This window comes from Halococcus hamelinensis 100A6 (assembly GCF_000336675.1).
GTDB lineage: Archaea > Halobacteriota > Halobacteria > Halobacteriales > Halococcaceae > Halococcus > Halococcus hamelinensis.
The window spans coordinates 33,950-49,487 of sequence record NZ_AOMB01000044.1 but is presented as its reverse complement, the minus strand read 5'-3'; the positions used below and the strand labels follow the sequence as shown (position 1 = coordinate 49,487).

The following is a 15,538-nucleotide window of genomic DNA, read 5'->3' as shown; positions in this document are numbered from 1 at the left end:
TCGCCGTAGCCGTCTCGGTGGCTGTCGCGGTTGCGGTGGTGTCGGACACCGCTTCCGCCGAGGCGGCCGTGACGGCGGTCGCCGTCGGTGTCGATGGGTCGACGGTCGAGGAACCGACCGCGACACTGGCTTGTGCGGTTTGCTCCGCCGTCGGTGTCTCGGTGGCCGTTTCGGTCTCGGTGGCCGTCTCGGTCTCGGTTGGGGTGTCAGTCGCCGTATCCGTGGCCGTCGTCTCCGTCGTCGTAGCGGTGTCGGTTGCCGTCGCGGTTTCAGCCGTCGTCGGTGTCGAGGTTGTCGTTTCAGTATCGGAGCCGGACTCCGTATCCGTGTCGGCCTCAGTATCGTCGTCAGCTCCGGTATCGGAACTGGACCCAGTACTGTCGTCAGCTCCAGCACTCTCGTCAGCTCCGGTATCCGTGTCCGTCTCGGTATCGGTGTCGGCCCCAGTACCGGAGTTAGGGCTAGCTCCAGTATCGGAACTGGCTCCAGCATCGGAACTGGCTCCAGTATCGGGATCGCCTCCAGTATCCGACTCCGTCTCGGTATCGGTGTCGGCCCCAGTATCGGCGTCCGCTCCGACATCGGCATCACCTCCAGTATCGCCCTCTGTATCGGAATCGGATCCAGTATCTGACGCCGTCTCGGTATCGTTGTCCGCTCCGGTGCTGGAATCGGCCCCACTATCGGAATCGTCCTCAGTACCCGACTCCGTCTCGGTATCGGTGTCCGCTCCGGTGTCGGAACCGGCCCCAGCGTCGGCGTCCGTTTCGTTGTTCGAGTCCGTTTCAGTATCGGAGTCAGCGGTTGCTGGGGCATCGGCGGTCGGCTCCGTGGCGTTCGTGGCCTCCGTAGTGGTCGGTGTCGCCGTGGCTGCTGTAGTCGAGTTCCCCGTCGCTGACGTCGTCGCCACCGCCGTCACGGTGTCGTTCGTCGCCACGTCGCGCGTCGTCGGGATATCGCTCGCCGTCGAGGTGCCGTTCCCGGCCGCGACGCCGACGCCGTTCGACTGGTCGGCACCCGCGCCCGCGGCGTCATCACCGAGGTAGTCGGTGAGGAGGAAGCCGACGCTGAACAGGAGGACGAGCACCACGGCGACGCCGACCGCCGGAGCCAGCCACTTCTCGACGGCGGACAGCCGCTCGTCGTCGGGAAGTACTGAGTTCGACTCCGGCTCCGGTTCGATCACGGTTGAGTTCCGTACGTTCCGTTGCCTTATCTGTCTTGTCCGAGGGTCGGTAGCGAGGCGGGCTAAATTCAATCGTCGAGCGGACGAATGGCCTTCGCGGGAAGTCGGTCGGCGGCCAGTGGCTCCGAGACGACCGTCCCGCTCGGCCGACCACCTACCGGCGACCCGAAGCGATTTGTGGTCGTCGGGGGTACGTGAGCCATGCCCACGGACATCGAGCGGTATCTCAACGTCCGCAGCGCCTACGGCGGCTCGTTCTCGTCCGACGGCGAACTCGCCTTCCTCCTCGACGCCACCGGTACCCCGCAGGTCTGGTCGCTCCGCGAACCGGGTGCGTGGCCCGAACAACGCACCTTCTTCGACGAACGCGTCACGTTCGTCTCGCACTCTCCCGAACGCGAGGAACTAATCTTCGGGATGGACGACGGCGGCAACGAGCGCGCCCAGCTCTTCCGGCTCGACGGCGGAGACGTGAGGCCGCTCACCGACACCCCCGAAGCCAAACACCGCTGGGGCGGCTGGAGCCACGACGGCGAGCGGTTCGCGTTCGCGGCGAACCGGCGCGAGAACTCGGTGTTCGATGTCTACGTCCAGGAACGCACCGAAACCGGCGACGAGGCGACCCTCGTTCACGAGGGCGAGGGCTGGCTCACCCTCGGCGGTTTCTCGCCCGACGACGACCGGCTGATCGTGAGTCAGGCCCACTCGAGCTTCGACCAGGACCTCTCGGTGCTCGACGTCGAGAGCGGCGAGATCGAGCACGTCACGCCGCACGAGGGCGACGTGCGATTCCTGAACGCCGCGTGGGGGCCACGGGGCGAGGCGCTCTACGTCGTGACCGACCACGACGCCGATACGCTGTCTCTCGCCCGACTCGACCTCGCGACCCACGAGCTCGCGTCGGTGGTCGACGGCGACGACTGGAACGTCGAGGGGTTCGCGCTCGACGAGGACACTCGAAGAGTGGTCTTCGCCCGCAACGTCGACGGCTACACCGAACTCACCGCCGGCCGCCTCGTTGACGAAACCGAGGTCGAGCCGTTCCCCGACCCCGACCTCCCCGACGGCGTCGCGGGCGGGATCGCCTTCGACGGGAACGCCGACCGGTTCGCGGTGACGGTGACCGGTCCCCGGGAGAACACCAACGTCCACGTCGTCGAGGTCGAAACCGGCGAAGCCGAGCGGTGGACCCGCGCCGCGAGCGCCGGGTTCGCGCGTGAGGACTTCCGCGAACCCGAGCTCGTTCGCTACGAGACCTTCGACGGCCGGGCGATACCCGCGTTCTTCTCGGTTCCCGCGAACGCGGCGGCGGGTGATACGCCCGTCGTGGTCGACATCCACGGCGGGCCCGAGGGCCAGCGCCGACCGTCGTTCAGCCCGGTCACGCAGTACCTCTGCGAGGCGGGGTACGCGGTGTTCGAGCCGAACGTGAGGGGGTCTGTGGGCTACGGGAAGGCCTACACCCACCTCGACGACAGGGAGAAACGGATGGATTCGGTGGCCGACATCGAGCGTGGCGTCGCGTGGCTTACGGAGCACCCGCTCGTGGATCCCGACCGGATCGCGGTGATGGGTGGCTCCTACGGGGGCTTCATGACGCTCGCCTCGCTCACGGAGTACCCGGACCTGTGGGCGGCGGGGGTCGATATCGTGGGCATCGCGAGCTTCGTGACCTTCCTCGAGAACACCGGGTCGTGGCGGCGCGCGCTCCGCGAGGCCGAGTACGGTTCGCTGGACGAGGACCGGGAACTCCTCGAATCCATCAGTCCTCTCACGCACATCGAGAACATCGACGCGCCGCTGTTCGTCCTCCACGGCGAGAACGACCCGCGGGTTCCCGTCGGCGAGGCCGACCAGGTCGCCGAGCGCGTCCGCGACCAGGGGGTCCCCGTCGAGAAGCTGGTCTTCGACGACGAGGGCCACGGGATCGTCAAGCGTGACAACCGGATCGAGGCCTACGGCCGGATCGCCCGATTCCTCGACGAACACGTGTAAATATAGCCAGTTATTTGAGAAAATACCACTATGAAACGTCTGAAAGGATGAAATGAGGTGAATCGGCGGCCGGTCGGCGGTGAACGATACACCGGATTTATACTGCCGACCGATGTGGTGGTGTCATGAGCGCTTCCGAGCGGTCGGAGGGCTGGGTCACCGACCAGCTCTCGCGACTGACGGACGAGTACGGCTCCGCGCCGGTCCACCAGGCGAGCTGGTCGGTCTCGGGCCCCCGGTACGAGGAGGCCGCCGCGGTCGACACCGCCGAGCACGCCGCGGCGGGCGTGCGGGTCACCAACGACGCCGACGAGACCCTGCTCGTTCGCGACCGCCACAACGAGTGGGCACCGCCCCGCGGCGCGGTCGCCGCCGACGAGTCGCTCGAAGCCGGGGCGAAACGGAACGTCCGCGAGGCGACCGGGATCGACTGCGAGGTCGAAGGGGTCGAACGGATCACGATCGTGAGCATCGGCGACGAATCCGACCGCGACCGCCCGCCGATCTACTGTCTCGTCGTGCTGTTCGTCGGCTCCTGTGGCTCGGACCAGACCGTCCAGTGTACCGAGAGCCCGGTTCGCTGGCGACACAGCCGGCCGGGCGACAGCCTCGACCCCGGCGTCCTCGCGATCTGAGGCGACCCCCCGATCCGACGGACAGATACATAGCTATCCGACGAGAACCTCCGATAGATGTTTCGCTGGCTCGTCGGCGCGGTCGGCTGGGTCGTCTCGACCCTCCTGCGGCTCGCGTTCGTGGTCTGTGTGGTCGCGCTCGCCGCCGGTTTCGCGTTCGGCGGGCTGCCGAGCCAGCCGTCCGACCTGGGCGAGGCGGTCGGGAACGCGACCGACCTCGGCCCGTTCGAGGGCGTGGACGAACTCGCCGACGTCGGCACGATCGGCGTGAGCGACGTCGCGGGCGACACCGGGTCCGTGGCCGATCCGGAAACGAACGCGTCGGTTCCGAGTTCGAACGCCGGCGAACTCAACGGCACGCGCCTCGAGTATCTCGTCCACGAGGGGATCAACGAACAGCGTGCCGAGCGCGGGCTCTCGAACCTCAGCTTCGACACCGGGCTCCGGTCGGTGGCGCGCTACCACAGCGCCGACATGGCGAACCGGAGCTACTTCGCCCACGTCGGCCCCGACGGCGAGACCGTCGCCGACCGCTACGAGAAGTTCGGCTACCAGTGTCGCGTCCCGATGGACGGGCTCCGGTATGCCACCGGCGGCGAGAACATCCTCTACACCTACTACGACGCCCCCGTTCGGATGGAGAACCGTACCGTCGAGTACGACACCCAGGAGGAACTCGCCCGCGGCATCGTCAACGGCTGGATGAACTCGACCGAGCACCGCGAGAACCTCCTCAAACCCTACTGGGAGAACGAGGGGATCGGGGTCTACATCCAGGAGACCGACGGCCAGACCAGGGTGTTCGCGAGCCAGGAGTTCTGCTGACGGCGACCGAATCTCTGCAGGTTACGGCGACGACGCCTCAGACGATCCGCCGAGTGAGGAAGAGAAGTACCCCCACCAGGATGAAGCCGATCCCCCAGTAGAACGATGGGTAGGGTGCGTAGACGAGGGCGAGGGTGAGGATCCCGGACGTGATGAGCGAGACGCCAGCGGTCGTGCGATAGGACACGTGTGATCAGGTATCTCTACACTGAAAACACGTTCCCTCAGCACTCCTCACCTGTGTACTCCAACTCCTCGAACTCGGACGAGCCACAGTCGGGACAGTCGACCGCTCCCATCGCGTAGTCGCCCGCTTCGGATTCGGAGACGACGAAGATGCACCCACACTTCCCGCACCGGGCGGGGTATTTCTCCTGCTCGGAGGTGTGCTCCATGCGACTCAATTCCTGCATTCGGGACAGACCCCGTCGCCCAGATACGCCGCCAACACGCTCTCGCCGCATTCGTCACACGTCTCCGTTGGCGATTCCGTCGTCTGGTCGTCCGGTTTGGACATGCATGAGTCACCAAGCCCCACTTTCATAACGTTTAGGAAGCCACGACGGATCTCAGTCCGCCTCGCATCGAACACTGCGGACACGTCTCGGATGAGAACTCCCGCGAGCGTTCAGTGAAGAGGGCGAGGGTCGTGACCATAAACGGTATCCGGCCGGGCCAGCGAGGGCGCGCATGGTCCAGAAGTCCACGGTGTTGATCCTCGCCGGTGTCGTACTGCTCTTCCTCCCGGTTCCGCCGATCATGAGCGCCATCGCGGGCCTCGCGGTGATCGCCCTCGGCGTCGCGCTCCGGTTCGTCGGCGACGACTGACCACCCCTTTCGCGACCGTGGGTACGAGGGATTCCCGACCGCTCAATAGCGGTAGCTGTTCTACGGCTAGTGATACTTCCACTCGAAATCGAGGCTGGTCGGGTCGGTGAACGCCTCGTGTACCGAATGTGACGTAGCTAAATTCGAGATGTGAGGGTACACACAAAGCTTATGGCGAACTGGCATCGAGGATCGGGTAGGACCACCGCGGGGATCCGTTGCCTGGCATCACTCGTAACTACTCCCCCCGGTCCTGTCCTTCCCCTCCCCCTGTTTTCGACTCGAAGAGCGCGCCCGCCGTCGGTTCCGCCCTCGTCACTGTTCCCGCGACCACCCGTTCTCCGACGACCGACTCTAGCCGATCGGTCGGAACAACCGTTCTCGATGAGATGGCTCTCGGCGTCCGAAGACCCTCGTCGGGACCGCAATCCTACGAACGGCTACCGGTCCCGACAGTGATAGCAGATCCCGTCGTTGATGTAGGGGCTCGACATCCCCTTCCCACACCGCTGACAGGTTCGTGTGCGCCCGTTCTTCCGGTCGGCTCCGTTGTTCCCTTGCATGGCATCACCCACCGGGAGCCAGCACGGGAACGCACATAAACGTCACCGATCACTCAGAGCGGGTTCGGGCGGCTCGGTTCGTCCCGAGGATCGCGTGCTCCGTCCATCGATCCCGGTTCGGTGACTCTCGACGATACTCCAAGCGGTTCCGGCCGTCAAGAAAACCTCAACTGGCCAAAAGGACCATAACGAGCGCACCGAAACGCCCACTTGCCGGGTAGGTTCGATCCAGTCACCCCCCACATCCGTCGTCTGTCAACCCGTTCCCCTGCTCGGCTGGTCACGAGAACGTGGGCCCGGGCCACCCCCCGGCCCATCGGCCCACGACACGAACGTCTCAGCGGCTGGCCTCGTCCTGCAACTCGAAAGTACGTACGACCGTCAGCGTGTTCTCCGTTCACCGAACCCGGGATGCTCGGTGCCGAACCGGTTGACAACCGTCTCCACGAACATCGGCGTCAGCGTCACGAACTCCTCGCGCTCGGCGTCGGGGCTGTCTCTTATACACATCTCNCAGAGATGTGTATAAGAGACAGCCTCGGGCCCGCGGATGACGCGACCGATGGCCTGACGCGCCCGCCGGACCGCGGGCACCGTGAGCGCGTACCGGAACGCCTTCGATTCGTCGAAGGCGGCCCCGTAGGCCCGCCGCACCGCCCGGATCCGGGGTGAGGCCACGTTGACGAGCGGCACCCCGACCACCGCACACGTCCCGAGTTTGTCGCCGTCGTAGTCCACGCCCTCCGTGAGGGTTCCCCGGGTCGAGGTCACGAGCACCTTGCCCCCGCCCGCGAAGAACTCGCGTTTGAGCGCCTCGGTCGCCGCGTCGCTCGACGGCTCGTCGACGAGTACGGGTTTGTCGAGCGCCTCCGCGAGGCGCTCGCCCGCCCACGCCGCCTCGCGATAGCTCGGGAGACAGAGCAGGACGTTGCCGGGGTTCCGCGCGAGTTCGCGGAGCGCGTAGGCGTAGGTCTCGCGAACGTCGTTGCCCTCCGTCGGCGGGCCGCGGTTTCGGGCGGTGAACGCCGGCGCGTCGACCACCCAGCTCGCCCGGTTCTCCGGGGGAAACGTCAGGTCGTAGGTCCGCTCGACCACCGGGCGGGGTTCGGCCGCCTCCTCGTCCGTCCCTTCGTCCGTTTCGTCGTCCGTCCCGTCCGAATCCTCGACCGCGACCCCGTCGAGCCCCACGCACTCACGGAAGACGTCGATCGGTTCGAGCGTCGCGCTCATCAGCACGCCGCCGCCGAGGTTCGCGAAGCGCGCCTTCAGGTCCTCGGCGGGCAGACAGTCATAGCAGAACAGCGCGGCGGTGTAGTGGCGCTCCCAGCCCTCCAGATGCTCGCGGTCGGTGCTCGTGAGCGTGACCTCCCGGAAGTAGGAGGCGTGGTCGCGGGTCCACCACCGCGCGACGAGCCGGCCGACGTCGCCGCAGACGCACGAGCGCTCCGGCGCGACGGTCCCCAGCACGTCCTCGACCGCCGCACCGACCGAGTGGAGCGACTTGCAGAAGGAGGCCGAGTAGCCCGCCTCGCGTGCCCACTCCGAGAACTCGTCGCGTTCCTCGACCTCGGGGTCGCGAAGCGGGATCTCGATGTCGTCCGGGAGGTCGCCCGCCGCCCGGTCGAGGTTCCCGTATTCGTTCGCGAGATACGTCTCCACGCGGTCGTCGAGCCAGTCGATGGCCTCGTCGAAGAACGCCTCGACGCGTTCGAGCGAGTCGGTGCCGACCTCGTGGGGGTCGAGCAGTTCGGCGACCTGGGCGCGGTGCTCGCGCGACTGACCCGCCCGCGTGCGGAGGTACTGGACGTCGTTGCGCGCCCGCCGGAGCGAGTGGATCCCCACTCGATCGCTCAGCATCTCCCGAACCCTCCCCTCCAATCGGTGGGCCTCGTCGACGATCACGAGGGTCCGGTCGTCGACCGCGCCGTCGGTGAGCGCGCGGGTTCGCGGGTCGAAGAGGTGGGTGTAGTTCCCCACGATCACGTCGGCGTCGTCGAGCAGCGTCCCCATCGAGCGGTGCGGGCAGGTGCCCGCCGGAACCGACCCCGCGAGGAGTTCGTCCGTCGTGACGACGTTCCCCTCGCCGGCGTCGAAGCTCACGGGGACCGACTTGTCACGCGCGTACCAGTCGGCCTCGAACGGGCAGAAGGTGGGTGCGTGGTCGCCCTCGGCCAGCGAGTCGGGCGCGGTCGGCCGTGCGGTGGGGTACGGTGCGGTGTGGCCCGCCGTCGTGAGGTTCTCGTCGAGCGTGTTCCAGGTGTCGGCGTCGACCCGTGCCGAGGAGACGAGCTCGCCGGCACGCGCCGAGTCCCACCAGACCTCGCCCTCACCGCCGCCGTCGCCGTGCGCGACCAGCCCCGAAGTGTGATCCCGGAGCTCCTCGCAGGCCTCTTGTGTACTCTCCTCGAACGCGCCGACGCGCTCGTAGGGACAGAGGTCGGCTTTGCCGACCAGCGCCAGCCCGTCGAAGGGCTCGTCGACGCTCTCGTTGATGGCTCTGAGGTCCTCGATGAACTGCTGGCGCTGCTGTTTGACCGGCGTCACGACGAGGACGTTGTCGTAGCGGTCGGTCTCGCGGAGGAGGGTTCCGGCGGCGGTGAGCGCCGCCATCGTCTTGCCGGTCCCGCAGGCCCCCTCCATCACGAGGTAGCCACCCTGCTCGCCCGTCTCGATCGCGGTCTCGATCGCGTCGGCCTGGTTCTCGTAGGGTTCCTCGTAGCCGAAGACGTCGCGCCAGGCGGTTTCCGAACCGGGTCCGGTTGGGTTCTCGCGGGGCTCGCCGGTCGCGGCGGCCGTCTCGCTGCCGGTCCCTTCGCCGCTCATCGTTCGTGTGCCGGGTTCGTGCGCCCTCGGGTATAGGGCTTCGCTCGCCGCGGCCGGACGGTTCGGTGACAGCTGTCCCCGACGAAACCCGGTGTGTGGCTCACGCGAGACCGTAGTGGCCGGGTTCGTCGTCGGCGACGGGGTCGGCGAAGCAGAGCTCCTCGGCGTTCGTCACCATCCACGGGATCGCCCAGTCGAGCAGCACGTCCTCGGTCTCGATGTCGAGTTCGGTCTCGGGGTCGAGCCCCTGGAGCAGCCGGGCGATCTCGTAGACGGTGTACATCGTGTCGTCGTCGAGCACGTCACCGGGTTCACGGAACTGGAACGGGCGGAGCCGGTCGAACGAGGACTTCGGGCGTGGCATGGGTCGGATAGACGCGACCGGACTAAATCCTCGGCGGTCTCGTCAATGGCGGCCAACGGGAACGTGGGCCGGTATCGGTACGCTATTGACGGTGCGACCGAAGGGTCGATTATGGACTACGAGGACGTTCGGCACACGGACCCGGCGGTCGCGGAGGCGCTCGACGGCGAACTCGACCGGCAGCGTTCGACGCTCTCGATGATCGCGAGCGAGAATCACGTCAGTCCCGCGGTGATGGACGCCCAGAGCAGCGCGCTCACCAACAAGTACGCCGAGGGCTACCCCGGCGAGCGCTACTACGGCGGCTGTGAGTACGCCGACGAGGTCGAACAGTTGGCCATCGACCGCGCGACGGAGCTCTGGGGGGCCGAGTACGTCAACGTCCAGCCCCACAGCGGCTCGCAGGCAAACATGGCGGTCTACCTCGCCGCGCTCGAACCCGGCGACAAGATCCTCTCGATGGACCTCACCAACGGTGGCCACCTCTCACACGGCTTCAAGGCGAACTTCGCCGGGAAGGTGTACGAGGTCGAACACTACGGGGTCGACCCCGACACCGGGCGACTCGACTACGAGGCCATCGAGGAACACGCCAAGGCGTTCGATCCCGACATGATCATCTCGGGCTACTCGGCCTACCCGCGCGAGGTCGACTGGGAGCGCTTCCAGGCGATCGCCGAGAGCGTCGACGCCTACCAGCTCGCCGACATCGCCCACATCACGGGACTGGTCGCGGCCGGCGTTCACACCTCGCCCGTCGGGGTCGCGGACTTCGTCACCGGGAGCACCCACAAGACCATCCGCTCGGGCCGCGGCGGGATGATCCTGTCGAGCGAGGCGCACGCCGACGCCATCGACGCGGCGATCATCCCCGGGATGCAGGGCGGGCCGCTGATGCACAACATCGCGGGCAAAGCGGTCGGGTTCGGCGAGGCGCTCGAACCCGAGTTCGAGGAGTACGCGAACCAGGTGGTCGAGAACGCGACGGCGCTCGGCGACCGGCTGCAGGAACACGGCCTCGGCCTGGTTTCGGGTGGAACCGACACCCACCTCGTGCTCTGCGACCTCCGGGAATCCCACCCCGACACCACGGGAAAAGATGTCGAGGAAGCCCTCGAAGAGACGGGCATCGTGCTCAACGCGAACACGGTCCCGGGCGAGACCCGCTCGAACTTCGTCGCCAGCGGGATCCGAGCGGGCACGCCCGCGCTCACGACCCGCGGCTTCGATTCCGAGGCCTGCCGCGAGGTCGCCGACTGTATCGCGCGCGTCGTGGACGCCCCCGACGACGGGAGCGTCGTCGAGGAGGTCTCGGCCGACGTCGACGCGCTCTGCGAGCGCTTCCCGCTCTACGAGTAGGCCCGGACGGCACCGACCACTCCCCGGACCGAGGCATTGATTAGCACGGCTCCCAGTGGTCCCCTATGACCGACGTCATCGACGGCAACGCCGTCGCCGACGATATTCGATCGAGCCTCGAAGACTGTATCGCGACCTTCGAGGACGCCGGCGTGACGCCCGGGCTCGCCACCGTACTGGTCGGCGACGACCCCGCGAGCGAGACCTACGTCTCGATGAAACAGCGCGACTGCGAGGAGGTCGGGATCAACGGCGTCCACGTCGAACTCCCCGCCGACGCCTCGCAGGACGACCTCAACTCGACCATCGACGAACTCAACGACGACCCCGAGGTCCACGGCTACCTCGTCCAGGACCCGACCCCCGACCAGATCGACTATCGGGAGGTCATCCGCCGGATCGACCCCGCGAAGGACGTCGACGGCTTCCACCCCGAGAACGTCGGCCGCCTCGTCGCGGGCGACGCGCGATTCAAACCCTGTACGCCGCACGGGGTCCAGAAACTCCTCGCATCGGCGAACGTCGACACCGAGGGCAAGGACATCACCATCGTCGGGCGCTCGCGCATCGTCGGCAAACCGCTCGCGAACCTCCTGCTCCAGAAGGCCGACGACGGCAACGCGACGGTCACCGTCTGTCACTCACGAACCCAGGATCTGGCCGAGAAGACGCGAAACGCCGACGTCGTGGTCGCGGCGGTCGGCGCGCCCGAACTCGTCGACGGCTCGATGATCGGCGAGGGTGCAGTAGTGATCGACGTCGGGGTGAACCGGGTGGACGCCGACACCGAGAAAGGCTACGAACTCGTCGGCGACGTCGAGTTCGAGTCGGCGAAGGAGCAGGCGAGCGCCATCACGCCCGTGCCCGGTGGTGTGGGGCCGATGACGCGCGCGATGCTCCTCTACAACACCGTGAAGGCCGCGAGCGAACAGGAGGGCGTCGACGTCGACCTTCCGTAATTTCTCAGTCGAAGCTCGGCAGGACTTCGTTCTCGTAGAGGTCGAGGAGCGCTTCCTGGTCGTCGCCGATCTGGTGCATGTAAATGTGGCTATAGCCCGCGTCGATCGCGTTCTGGATGTTCTCGATGTGGGCGTCGGCGCTGGGTTCGGTGAGGATCGACCCCTCGCGGATGTCTTCCTTCGTCACCATCTGACTGGCCTGCTCGAAGTGGGTCGTGGTCGGGAGTTCGGCGGCGAGCTCACCGGGGAGCCCGGAGTTGGGCCACACCTCGTGGGCGGTCTCGACGGCCTCGTCCTCCGAATCGGCGTAGCAGGCGTGCAGTTGGCAGTACGACGGGTCCGAACCGCCGGCCTCCTCGTAGGTGTCGAGGAGGTCGTCCCGCGGACCGACGGACCAGAACGCGTCCCCCATCTCGCCCGCGCTGGTTGCGGCGCGCTCGCCGAAGGCCGAGACCACGATCGGCGGGAGCTCGTCGGGGAGGGTGAACAGCCGCGCGTTCTCGACGGTGTAGTGGTCGCCGTAGTGGCTGGTCTGTCCGCCCTCCCAGAGCTTGCGGATGACCTCGACGGCCTCTTCGAGCATTTCGAGGCGAACGGGTTGGGAGGGCCAGTGCTCGCCCACGACGTGCTCGTTGAGGAGCTCGCCGGTGCCGACGCCGAAGAAGAAGCGTCCCTCCAGCATCTCGGCGGCGGTCGCGGCGGCGTGGGCCACCACGGCGGGGTGGATACGCATGATGGGGCAGTTGACGCCCACACCGACGTTGATATCGTCGGTGGCCTCGGCGACCCCACCCAGCACGGGCCAGACGAAGGGCGCTTCGCCCTGCTCGCTGGTCCAGGGGTGGTAGTGGTCCGAGCTCGACACGAAGTCGAAGCCGACCTCCTCGGCGCGCTCGGCCTGGCGAACGAGTTCGTTCGGGCCGAACTCCTCGGTCGAGAGGGTGTAGCCGATATCCGTCATCGGGTCTCACCGGTAGTCGTCGACATGCGCCGGGGTTCGACGGTTGCGGGCTAAGGTCTGCTGCCGACGTGTGCCGGGTCGCGCTACCCGAGCCGCGAGAGCCGGTCGCGTGCGGCCGCCAGCGCGTTCTCGTCGTCCTCGCGGAGGTACGTGCCGACGTCGCGCGCGACCCCGAGGAGTCGTTCGGCGTGGTCGGGCGAGACGTCGCCGTCGAGCGCCTCGACCCGCCTGACGTGGTCTTCGAGGCTGTCGAGCGCCGCCCGCGCCTCGCTATCGGGGTGGTCGTCGAGATACGCCGTCGCGTCCCGTCGATAGGCGTCGAGCGCGCCCGCGACCGCCCGGCCGCGAGCCGCCCGCAGCGAGTCCGGGACGGCTTCGGGGGGCGGGCGCTCGCCCGTTTCGACGCCGCCGAGGAGGTCGAGGAAGTACCGTTCCTCGTCGTCGTCCGTTCGCAGCCCGCGCGCGAGTTCGGTGCCGACCTGTCGGAGTTCGCGTGCGCCGACGGCGGTCCCGTCGAGCGGCGCGAGCTCCCCGGCGCGGATGAACCCCTGTTCCCGAACGAACTCCCGGCAGGTCTCGGCGGCGCGTTCGGCCGCGGCGCGGGTGTCGGCGGCTTCGGACCCGAGCAGGCTTCGCGCCTCGGTGAGGTCGAGCGTCGCCGCGCTCGCGGTGTGCTGGGTACGCTCGTCGCGGCCGACGCTCTGGAGGCTCCCGCAGTTCGGGCAGTCGACGCTCCCGGTCTCGTAGTACGACCACCGCGTACCGCAGTTCTTGCACTCGCGTTCGCCCCGGATGCGCATACCCTCCCTCGAACCGCGAGCGTGAAAAGGTGGCCGTCGTGCGGGAGCCGAACGCGACCCGAACCACGGACGACAGCTCGGTCTGCACCACCGCTGGGATTTATGTTCGTGCCGCGCCGAGCGGTCGGTATGCCTTCGAGTTCCCGCGCTCGTGGTCGAGAAATCCCCTGGCGATGAGGTATCGGTCCGACGGACTCCGGGTTCGGTGACGGTTTCGGTCGCCGGTCGCACGCACGAACTCACCAGAGCGGAGGCCGTCTCGCTCCGGGAGGCCCTCGACGACTCGCTCGCACGACATCGAGAGTTCGTTCGTACCACCGGCACCCATCGCCCTGACGGGAGCTACGTCGTCGCGCGCCGGGGTGTGGAGTCGGCGGGCCACCGCAAGGTGTTCGACTCGTTCGAGGCCCTCCGGGACCTGTTCGGCTCGCTTCCGGCGTCGTTCACCGCCGACGACGTCGATACCCCCGCGGTCTCGGGTCGCCGCCGTCATCTCGTAGTGCGTCACCTCGCGGAGCATCCCGACTTCCCGTGCGAGCTTGTGGCTCGCCAGCCGCTGACCGCCGAAAAGCGCACTTCACCAGAGGTAGCTACCGAGGAGCTGTAAGAGGAGTGTCTGGCCGAACACCGCGCCCGCGAGGAGCCAGCGGTCCCGAAACCCCGGTCGGAGGCGGTGGACCACGGCGGCCACCGGCAGGCAGAGGTAGGGGTAGATGTAGAGCGCGCCGCGGGCGGTCTCGCCGGTGTGGTAGACGCCCGCGACGAGCATCGCACAGAACCCGACGACCGCGGCCGCCGCGATCACGAACGGCTCGCGCTCGCCGGTGTCCACGAGCCACCACCGGCCCTCGGGGCGGAGGTCACCCCAGAGGTCCCGGAGGCCACGGGCCGCGAGCAGACAGAGGAACGGGGTGAAGAACAGCCCGAGTTCGACGATATCCTCGAAGCGGCTGAAGACGTAGTCCGAGGGGTCGGCGAGCAGCATGAAGCCGTCGGGGTTCTGCTGGTCCGAGGCGATCGAGAGGCTGTGGAGGTAGTCGTACCCCAGCCCGAACTTCACGACCAGGTAGCACGCCACGAGCCCGACGCCGATGCCGACGAGCGGGAGCAGCTTCTCGCGTCGGAAGAACGCGATCCCGGCCAGGATCGGGAGGACGAAGACGAACAGGAACAGCTGGCTGGCGGCGACGAGCAGGCAGGCGAGCGTCGCGAGGCTCCACCACCACGACTCGCGGGTGAAGAAATACACCGACCCGAGCAACAGCGTGGCGATGACCGCGTCGATCGTCGCGAGGTAGAACACCTGGACGGCGGGGAGCAACACGAACAGCAGCGTGGTGTACTGGGCGACCGATCTCTCGTAGTAGGTCCCGACGAGCCGGTAGACCAACGCGGCCGAGGTCGGGAGCGAGAGGGCCGCGATGGCGGCCGTGACGACCGGGCGCGACCCGAAGACCCGATCGAGGAGGGTGAAGGTCAGGACCGTCCCCGGCGGGTGCGTTCGCGCGTGGACGACGTACGAGAGCTGGTTCGCCTCGTAGGTCCGGACGAACGCGACCGGATCGACGACGGTGGCGGCGAGCTGGTAGTAGCCCTCGCGGGTCGAGAGCGGGACGACGAACCCGTGGGTGAACCCGTGCAGGAGGTTCGAACAGACCAGCAGGACGACCCCCGCGACCACGACCGGCGCGAGGCGCGTTCGCTCCTCACGGAGGTACCACGCCGTCACCGCGAACACCCCGACCGCGGCGACGAGCATCGGGATCGCCCAGCCCAGCCGGAGCCGCCCCAGCCGGAAGACGAAGATGCTGACCGGCCAGTAGACGGGGGTGCCGTAGGGATTCCCGAGGAGCTGGCGGTTGACGAACTTGATGAAGACGTTGAAGAAGACGACGGAGGTGGCGGTCACCCACGCGATGACGGCGAGTTGGCGGGCCGAGAACAGCGCCCCCTCGCGTTCGTGGTGCCCACCGGTCATCGAGCGGGGGTGTGACCGGGCGTGATTAAGCGCTTACGAACCACTTTTTTACTTCGTCGGGTTCGCCGGAGGCGAACCACTCCTCGCAAAAACCTGGACTAAAAAAGGCCGCTCGTTCGCCTGCGGCTCACTCGCGGTACAACCACTAACTCCCCCGCCCCGCCTCCGCCACCGCCCCGCGACAGCCACATTCCTCCCCAACCGACTGTGCTTCTCGCTCGTTCGCCTGCGGCTCACTCACTGCGATGCTCATCCCTCGCAC

Annotated in this window: 16 protein-coding genes; 7 read left to right on the top strand and 9 right to left on the bottom strand. The window is 67.6% G+C overall.

Going from position 1 to position 15,538, the window contains the following annotated elements:
• Positions 1-1,186, bottom strand: a 1,186-nt coding sequence (locus C447_RS16930; RefSeq protein WP_007696102.1) for a hypothetical protein, incomplete at its 3' end; no start/stop codon positions are given.
• Between the two features lie 201 nt (positions 1,187-1,387).
• Between C447_RS16930 and C447_RS16925 the strand changes: the two genes are divergently transcribed.
• From C447_RS16925 to C447_RS16915, 3 genes are all read left to right on the top strand, one after another.
• Entirely contained in the window at positions 1,388-3,181 is a 1,794-nt protein-coding gene (locus tag C447_RS16925; protein ID WP_007696100.1) for a S9 family peptidase, read from the top strand.
• A gap of 125 nt (positions 3,182-3,306) precedes the next feature.
• Entirely contained in the window at positions 3,307-3,816 is a 510-nt protein-coding gene (locus C447_RS16920) for an NUDIX domain-containing protein (protein ID WP_007696098.1), read from the top strand.
• A 57-nt stretch (positions 3,817-3,873) separates the two neighbouring features.
• Positions 3,874-4,641: a CAP domain-containing protein gene (locus tag C447_RS16915; RefSeq protein WP_007696096.1), complete on the top strand. Its 768-nt coding sequence runs from the start codon at positions 3,874-3,876 to the stop codon at positions 4,639-4,641.
• A gap of 37 nt (positions 4,642-4,678) precedes the next feature.
• Here C447_RS16915 and C447_RS18290 read toward each other — a convergent pair whose 3' ends face one another.
• Together C447_RS18290 and C447_RS18005 are read right to left on the bottom strand one after the other, a co-directional pair.
• Positions 4,679-4,828, bottom strand: coding sequence for a hypothetical protein (locus C447_RS18290; protein WP_007696094.1), 150 nt, complete (start codon positions 4,826-4,828; stop codon positions 4,679-4,681).
• Between the two features lie 37 nt (positions 4,829-4,865).
• Complete coding sequence (locus tag C447_RS18005; protein WP_160162932.1) at positions 4,866-5,054, bottom strand: hypothetical protein; 189 nt, start codon at positions 5,052-5,054, stop codon at positions 4,866-4,868.
• Positions 5,055-5,331: 277 nt separating this feature from the next.
• On the opposite strand from C447_RS18005, the gene C447_RS16910 reads away from it, so the two are divergent.
• Positions 5,332-5,469, top strand: coding sequence for a hypothetical protein (locus tag C447_RS16910; protein ID WP_029601719.1), 138 nt, complete (start codon positions 5,332-5,334; stop codon positions 5,467-5,469).
• Between the two features lie 440 nt (positions 5,470-5,909).
• Here C447_RS16910 and C447_RS18845 read toward each other — a convergent pair whose 3' ends face one another.
• From C447_RS18845 to C447_RS16900, 3 genes are all read right to left on the bottom strand, one after another.
• Positions 5,910-6,032, bottom strand: a complete 123-nt coding sequence (locus tag C447_RS18845; protein WP_272942144.1) for a hypothetical protein — start codon at positions 6,030-6,032, stop codon at positions 5,910-5,912.
• A 381-nt stretch (positions 6,033-6,413) separates the two neighbouring features.
• Complete coding sequence (locus C447_RS16905) at positions 6,414-8,855, bottom strand: ATP-dependent DNA helicase (protein ID WP_007696091.1); 2,442 nt, start codon at positions 8,853-8,855, stop codon at positions 6,414-6,416.
• A 100-nt stretch (positions 8,856-8,955) separates the two neighbouring features.
• Positions 8,956-9,219, bottom strand: coding sequence for a DUF5827 family protein (locus tag C447_RS16900; RefSeq protein WP_007696088.1), 264 nt, complete (start codon positions 9,217-9,219; stop codon positions 8,956-8,958).
• Positions 9,220-9,330: 111 nt separating this feature from the next.
• Here C447_RS16900 and glyA point away from each other — a divergent pair, with 111 nt between their 5' ends.
• Together glyA and folD are read left to right on the top strand one after the other, a co-directional pair.
• Positions 9,331-10,578, top strand: a complete 1,248-nt coding sequence (glyA, locus tag C447_RS16895; RefSeq protein WP_007696086.1) for a serine hydroxymethyltransferase — start codon at positions 9,331-9,333, stop codon at positions 10,576-10,578.
• A gap of 65 nt (positions 10,579-10,643) precedes the next feature.
• The gene (gene folD / locus C447_RS16890; protein ID WP_007696084.1) at positions 10,644-11,537 is read left to right on the top strand and encodes a bifunctional methylenetetrahydrofolate dehydrogenase/methenyltetrahydrofolate cyclohydrolase FolD; all 894 of its coding nucleotides are present in this window, start codon (positions 10,644-10,646) and stop codon (positions 11,535-11,537) included.
• A 4-nt stretch (positions 11,538-11,541) separates the two neighbouring features.
• On the opposite strand, the gene C447_RS16885 is transcribed toward folD, so the two are convergent.
• Positions 11,542-12,498, bottom strand: coding sequence for a TIGR03557 family F420-dependent LLM class oxidoreductase (locus tag C447_RS16885; protein WP_007696082.1), 957 nt, complete (start codon positions 12,496-12,498; stop codon positions 11,542-11,544).
• 83 nt (positions 12,499-12,581) lie between these two features.
• On the bottom strand, positions 12,582-13,298 hold the full coding sequence (locus C447_RS16880; protein WP_007696080.1) for a DUF7117 family protein: 717 nt from the start codon (positions 13,296-13,298) through the stop codon (positions 12,582-12,584).
• A gap of 205 nt (positions 13,299-13,503) precedes the next feature.
• On the opposite strand from C447_RS16880, the gene C447_RS17490 reads away from it, so the two are divergent.
• The gene (locus tag C447_RS17490; RefSeq protein WP_079254997.1) at positions 13,504-13,905 is read left to right on the top strand and encodes a DUF7528 family protein; all 402 of its coding nucleotides are present in this window, start codon (positions 13,504-13,506) and stop codon (positions 13,903-13,905) included.
• Here the strand turns inward: C447_RS17490 and C447_RS16870 are convergent.
• A complete protein-coding gene (locus C447_RS16870; protein WP_007696076.1) occupies positions 13,876-15,276 on the bottom strand; it encodes a glycosyltransferase family protein in 1,401 nt (466 codons plus the stop codon). The genes C447_RS17490 and C447_RS16870 overlap by 30 nt on opposite strands.
• Positions 15,277-15,538 lie beyond the last annotated feature (262 nt).

Coding starts and splice junctions, on each gene's coding strand:
- C447_RS16925 (WP_007696100.1), top strand. CDS start 1,388: ATGCCCACGGACATCGAGCGGTATCTCAACGTCCGCAGCGCCTACGGC.
- C447_RS16920 (WP_007696098.1), top strand. CDS start 3,307: ATGAGCGCTTCCGAGCGGTCGGAGGGCTGGGTCACCGACCAGCTCTCG.
- C447_RS16915 (WP_007696096.1), top strand. CDS start 3,874: ATGTTTCGCTGGCTCGTCGGCGCGGTCGGCTGGGTCGTCTCGACCCTC.
- C447_RS18005 (WP_160162932.1), bottom strand. CDS start 5,054: ATGCAGGAATTGAGTCGCATGGAGCACACCTCCGAGCAGGAGAAATAC.
- C447_RS16910 (WP_029601719.1), top strand. CDS start 5,332: ATGGTCCAGAAGTCCACGGTGTTGATCCTCGCCGGTGTCGTACTGCTC.
- C447_RS18845 (WP_272942144.1), bottom strand. CDS start 6,032: ATGCAAGGGAACAACGGAGCCGACCGGAAGAACGGGCGCACACGAACC.
- C447_RS16900 (WP_007696088.1), bottom strand. CDS start 9,219: ATGCCACGCCCGAAGTCCTCGTTCGACCGGCTCCGCCCGTTCCAGTTC.
- glyA (WP_007696086.1), top strand. CDS start 9,331: ATGGACTACGAGGACGTTCGGCACACGGACCCGGCGGTCGCGGAGGCG.
- folD (WP_007696084.1), top strand. CDS start 10,644: ATGACCGACGTCATCGACGGCAACGCCGTCGCCGACGATATTCGATCG.
- C447_RS16885 (WP_007696082.1), bottom strand. CDS start 12,498: ATGACGGATATCGGCTACACCCTCTCGACCGAGGAGTTCGGCCCGAAC.
- C447_RS16880 (WP_007696080.1), bottom strand. CDS start 13,298: ATGCGCATCCGGGGCGAACGCGAGTGCAAGAACTGCGGTACGCGGTGG.
- C447_RS16870 (WP_007696076.1), bottom strand. CDS start 15,276: ATGACCGGTGGGCACCACGAACGCGAGGGGGCGCTGTTCTCGGCCCGC.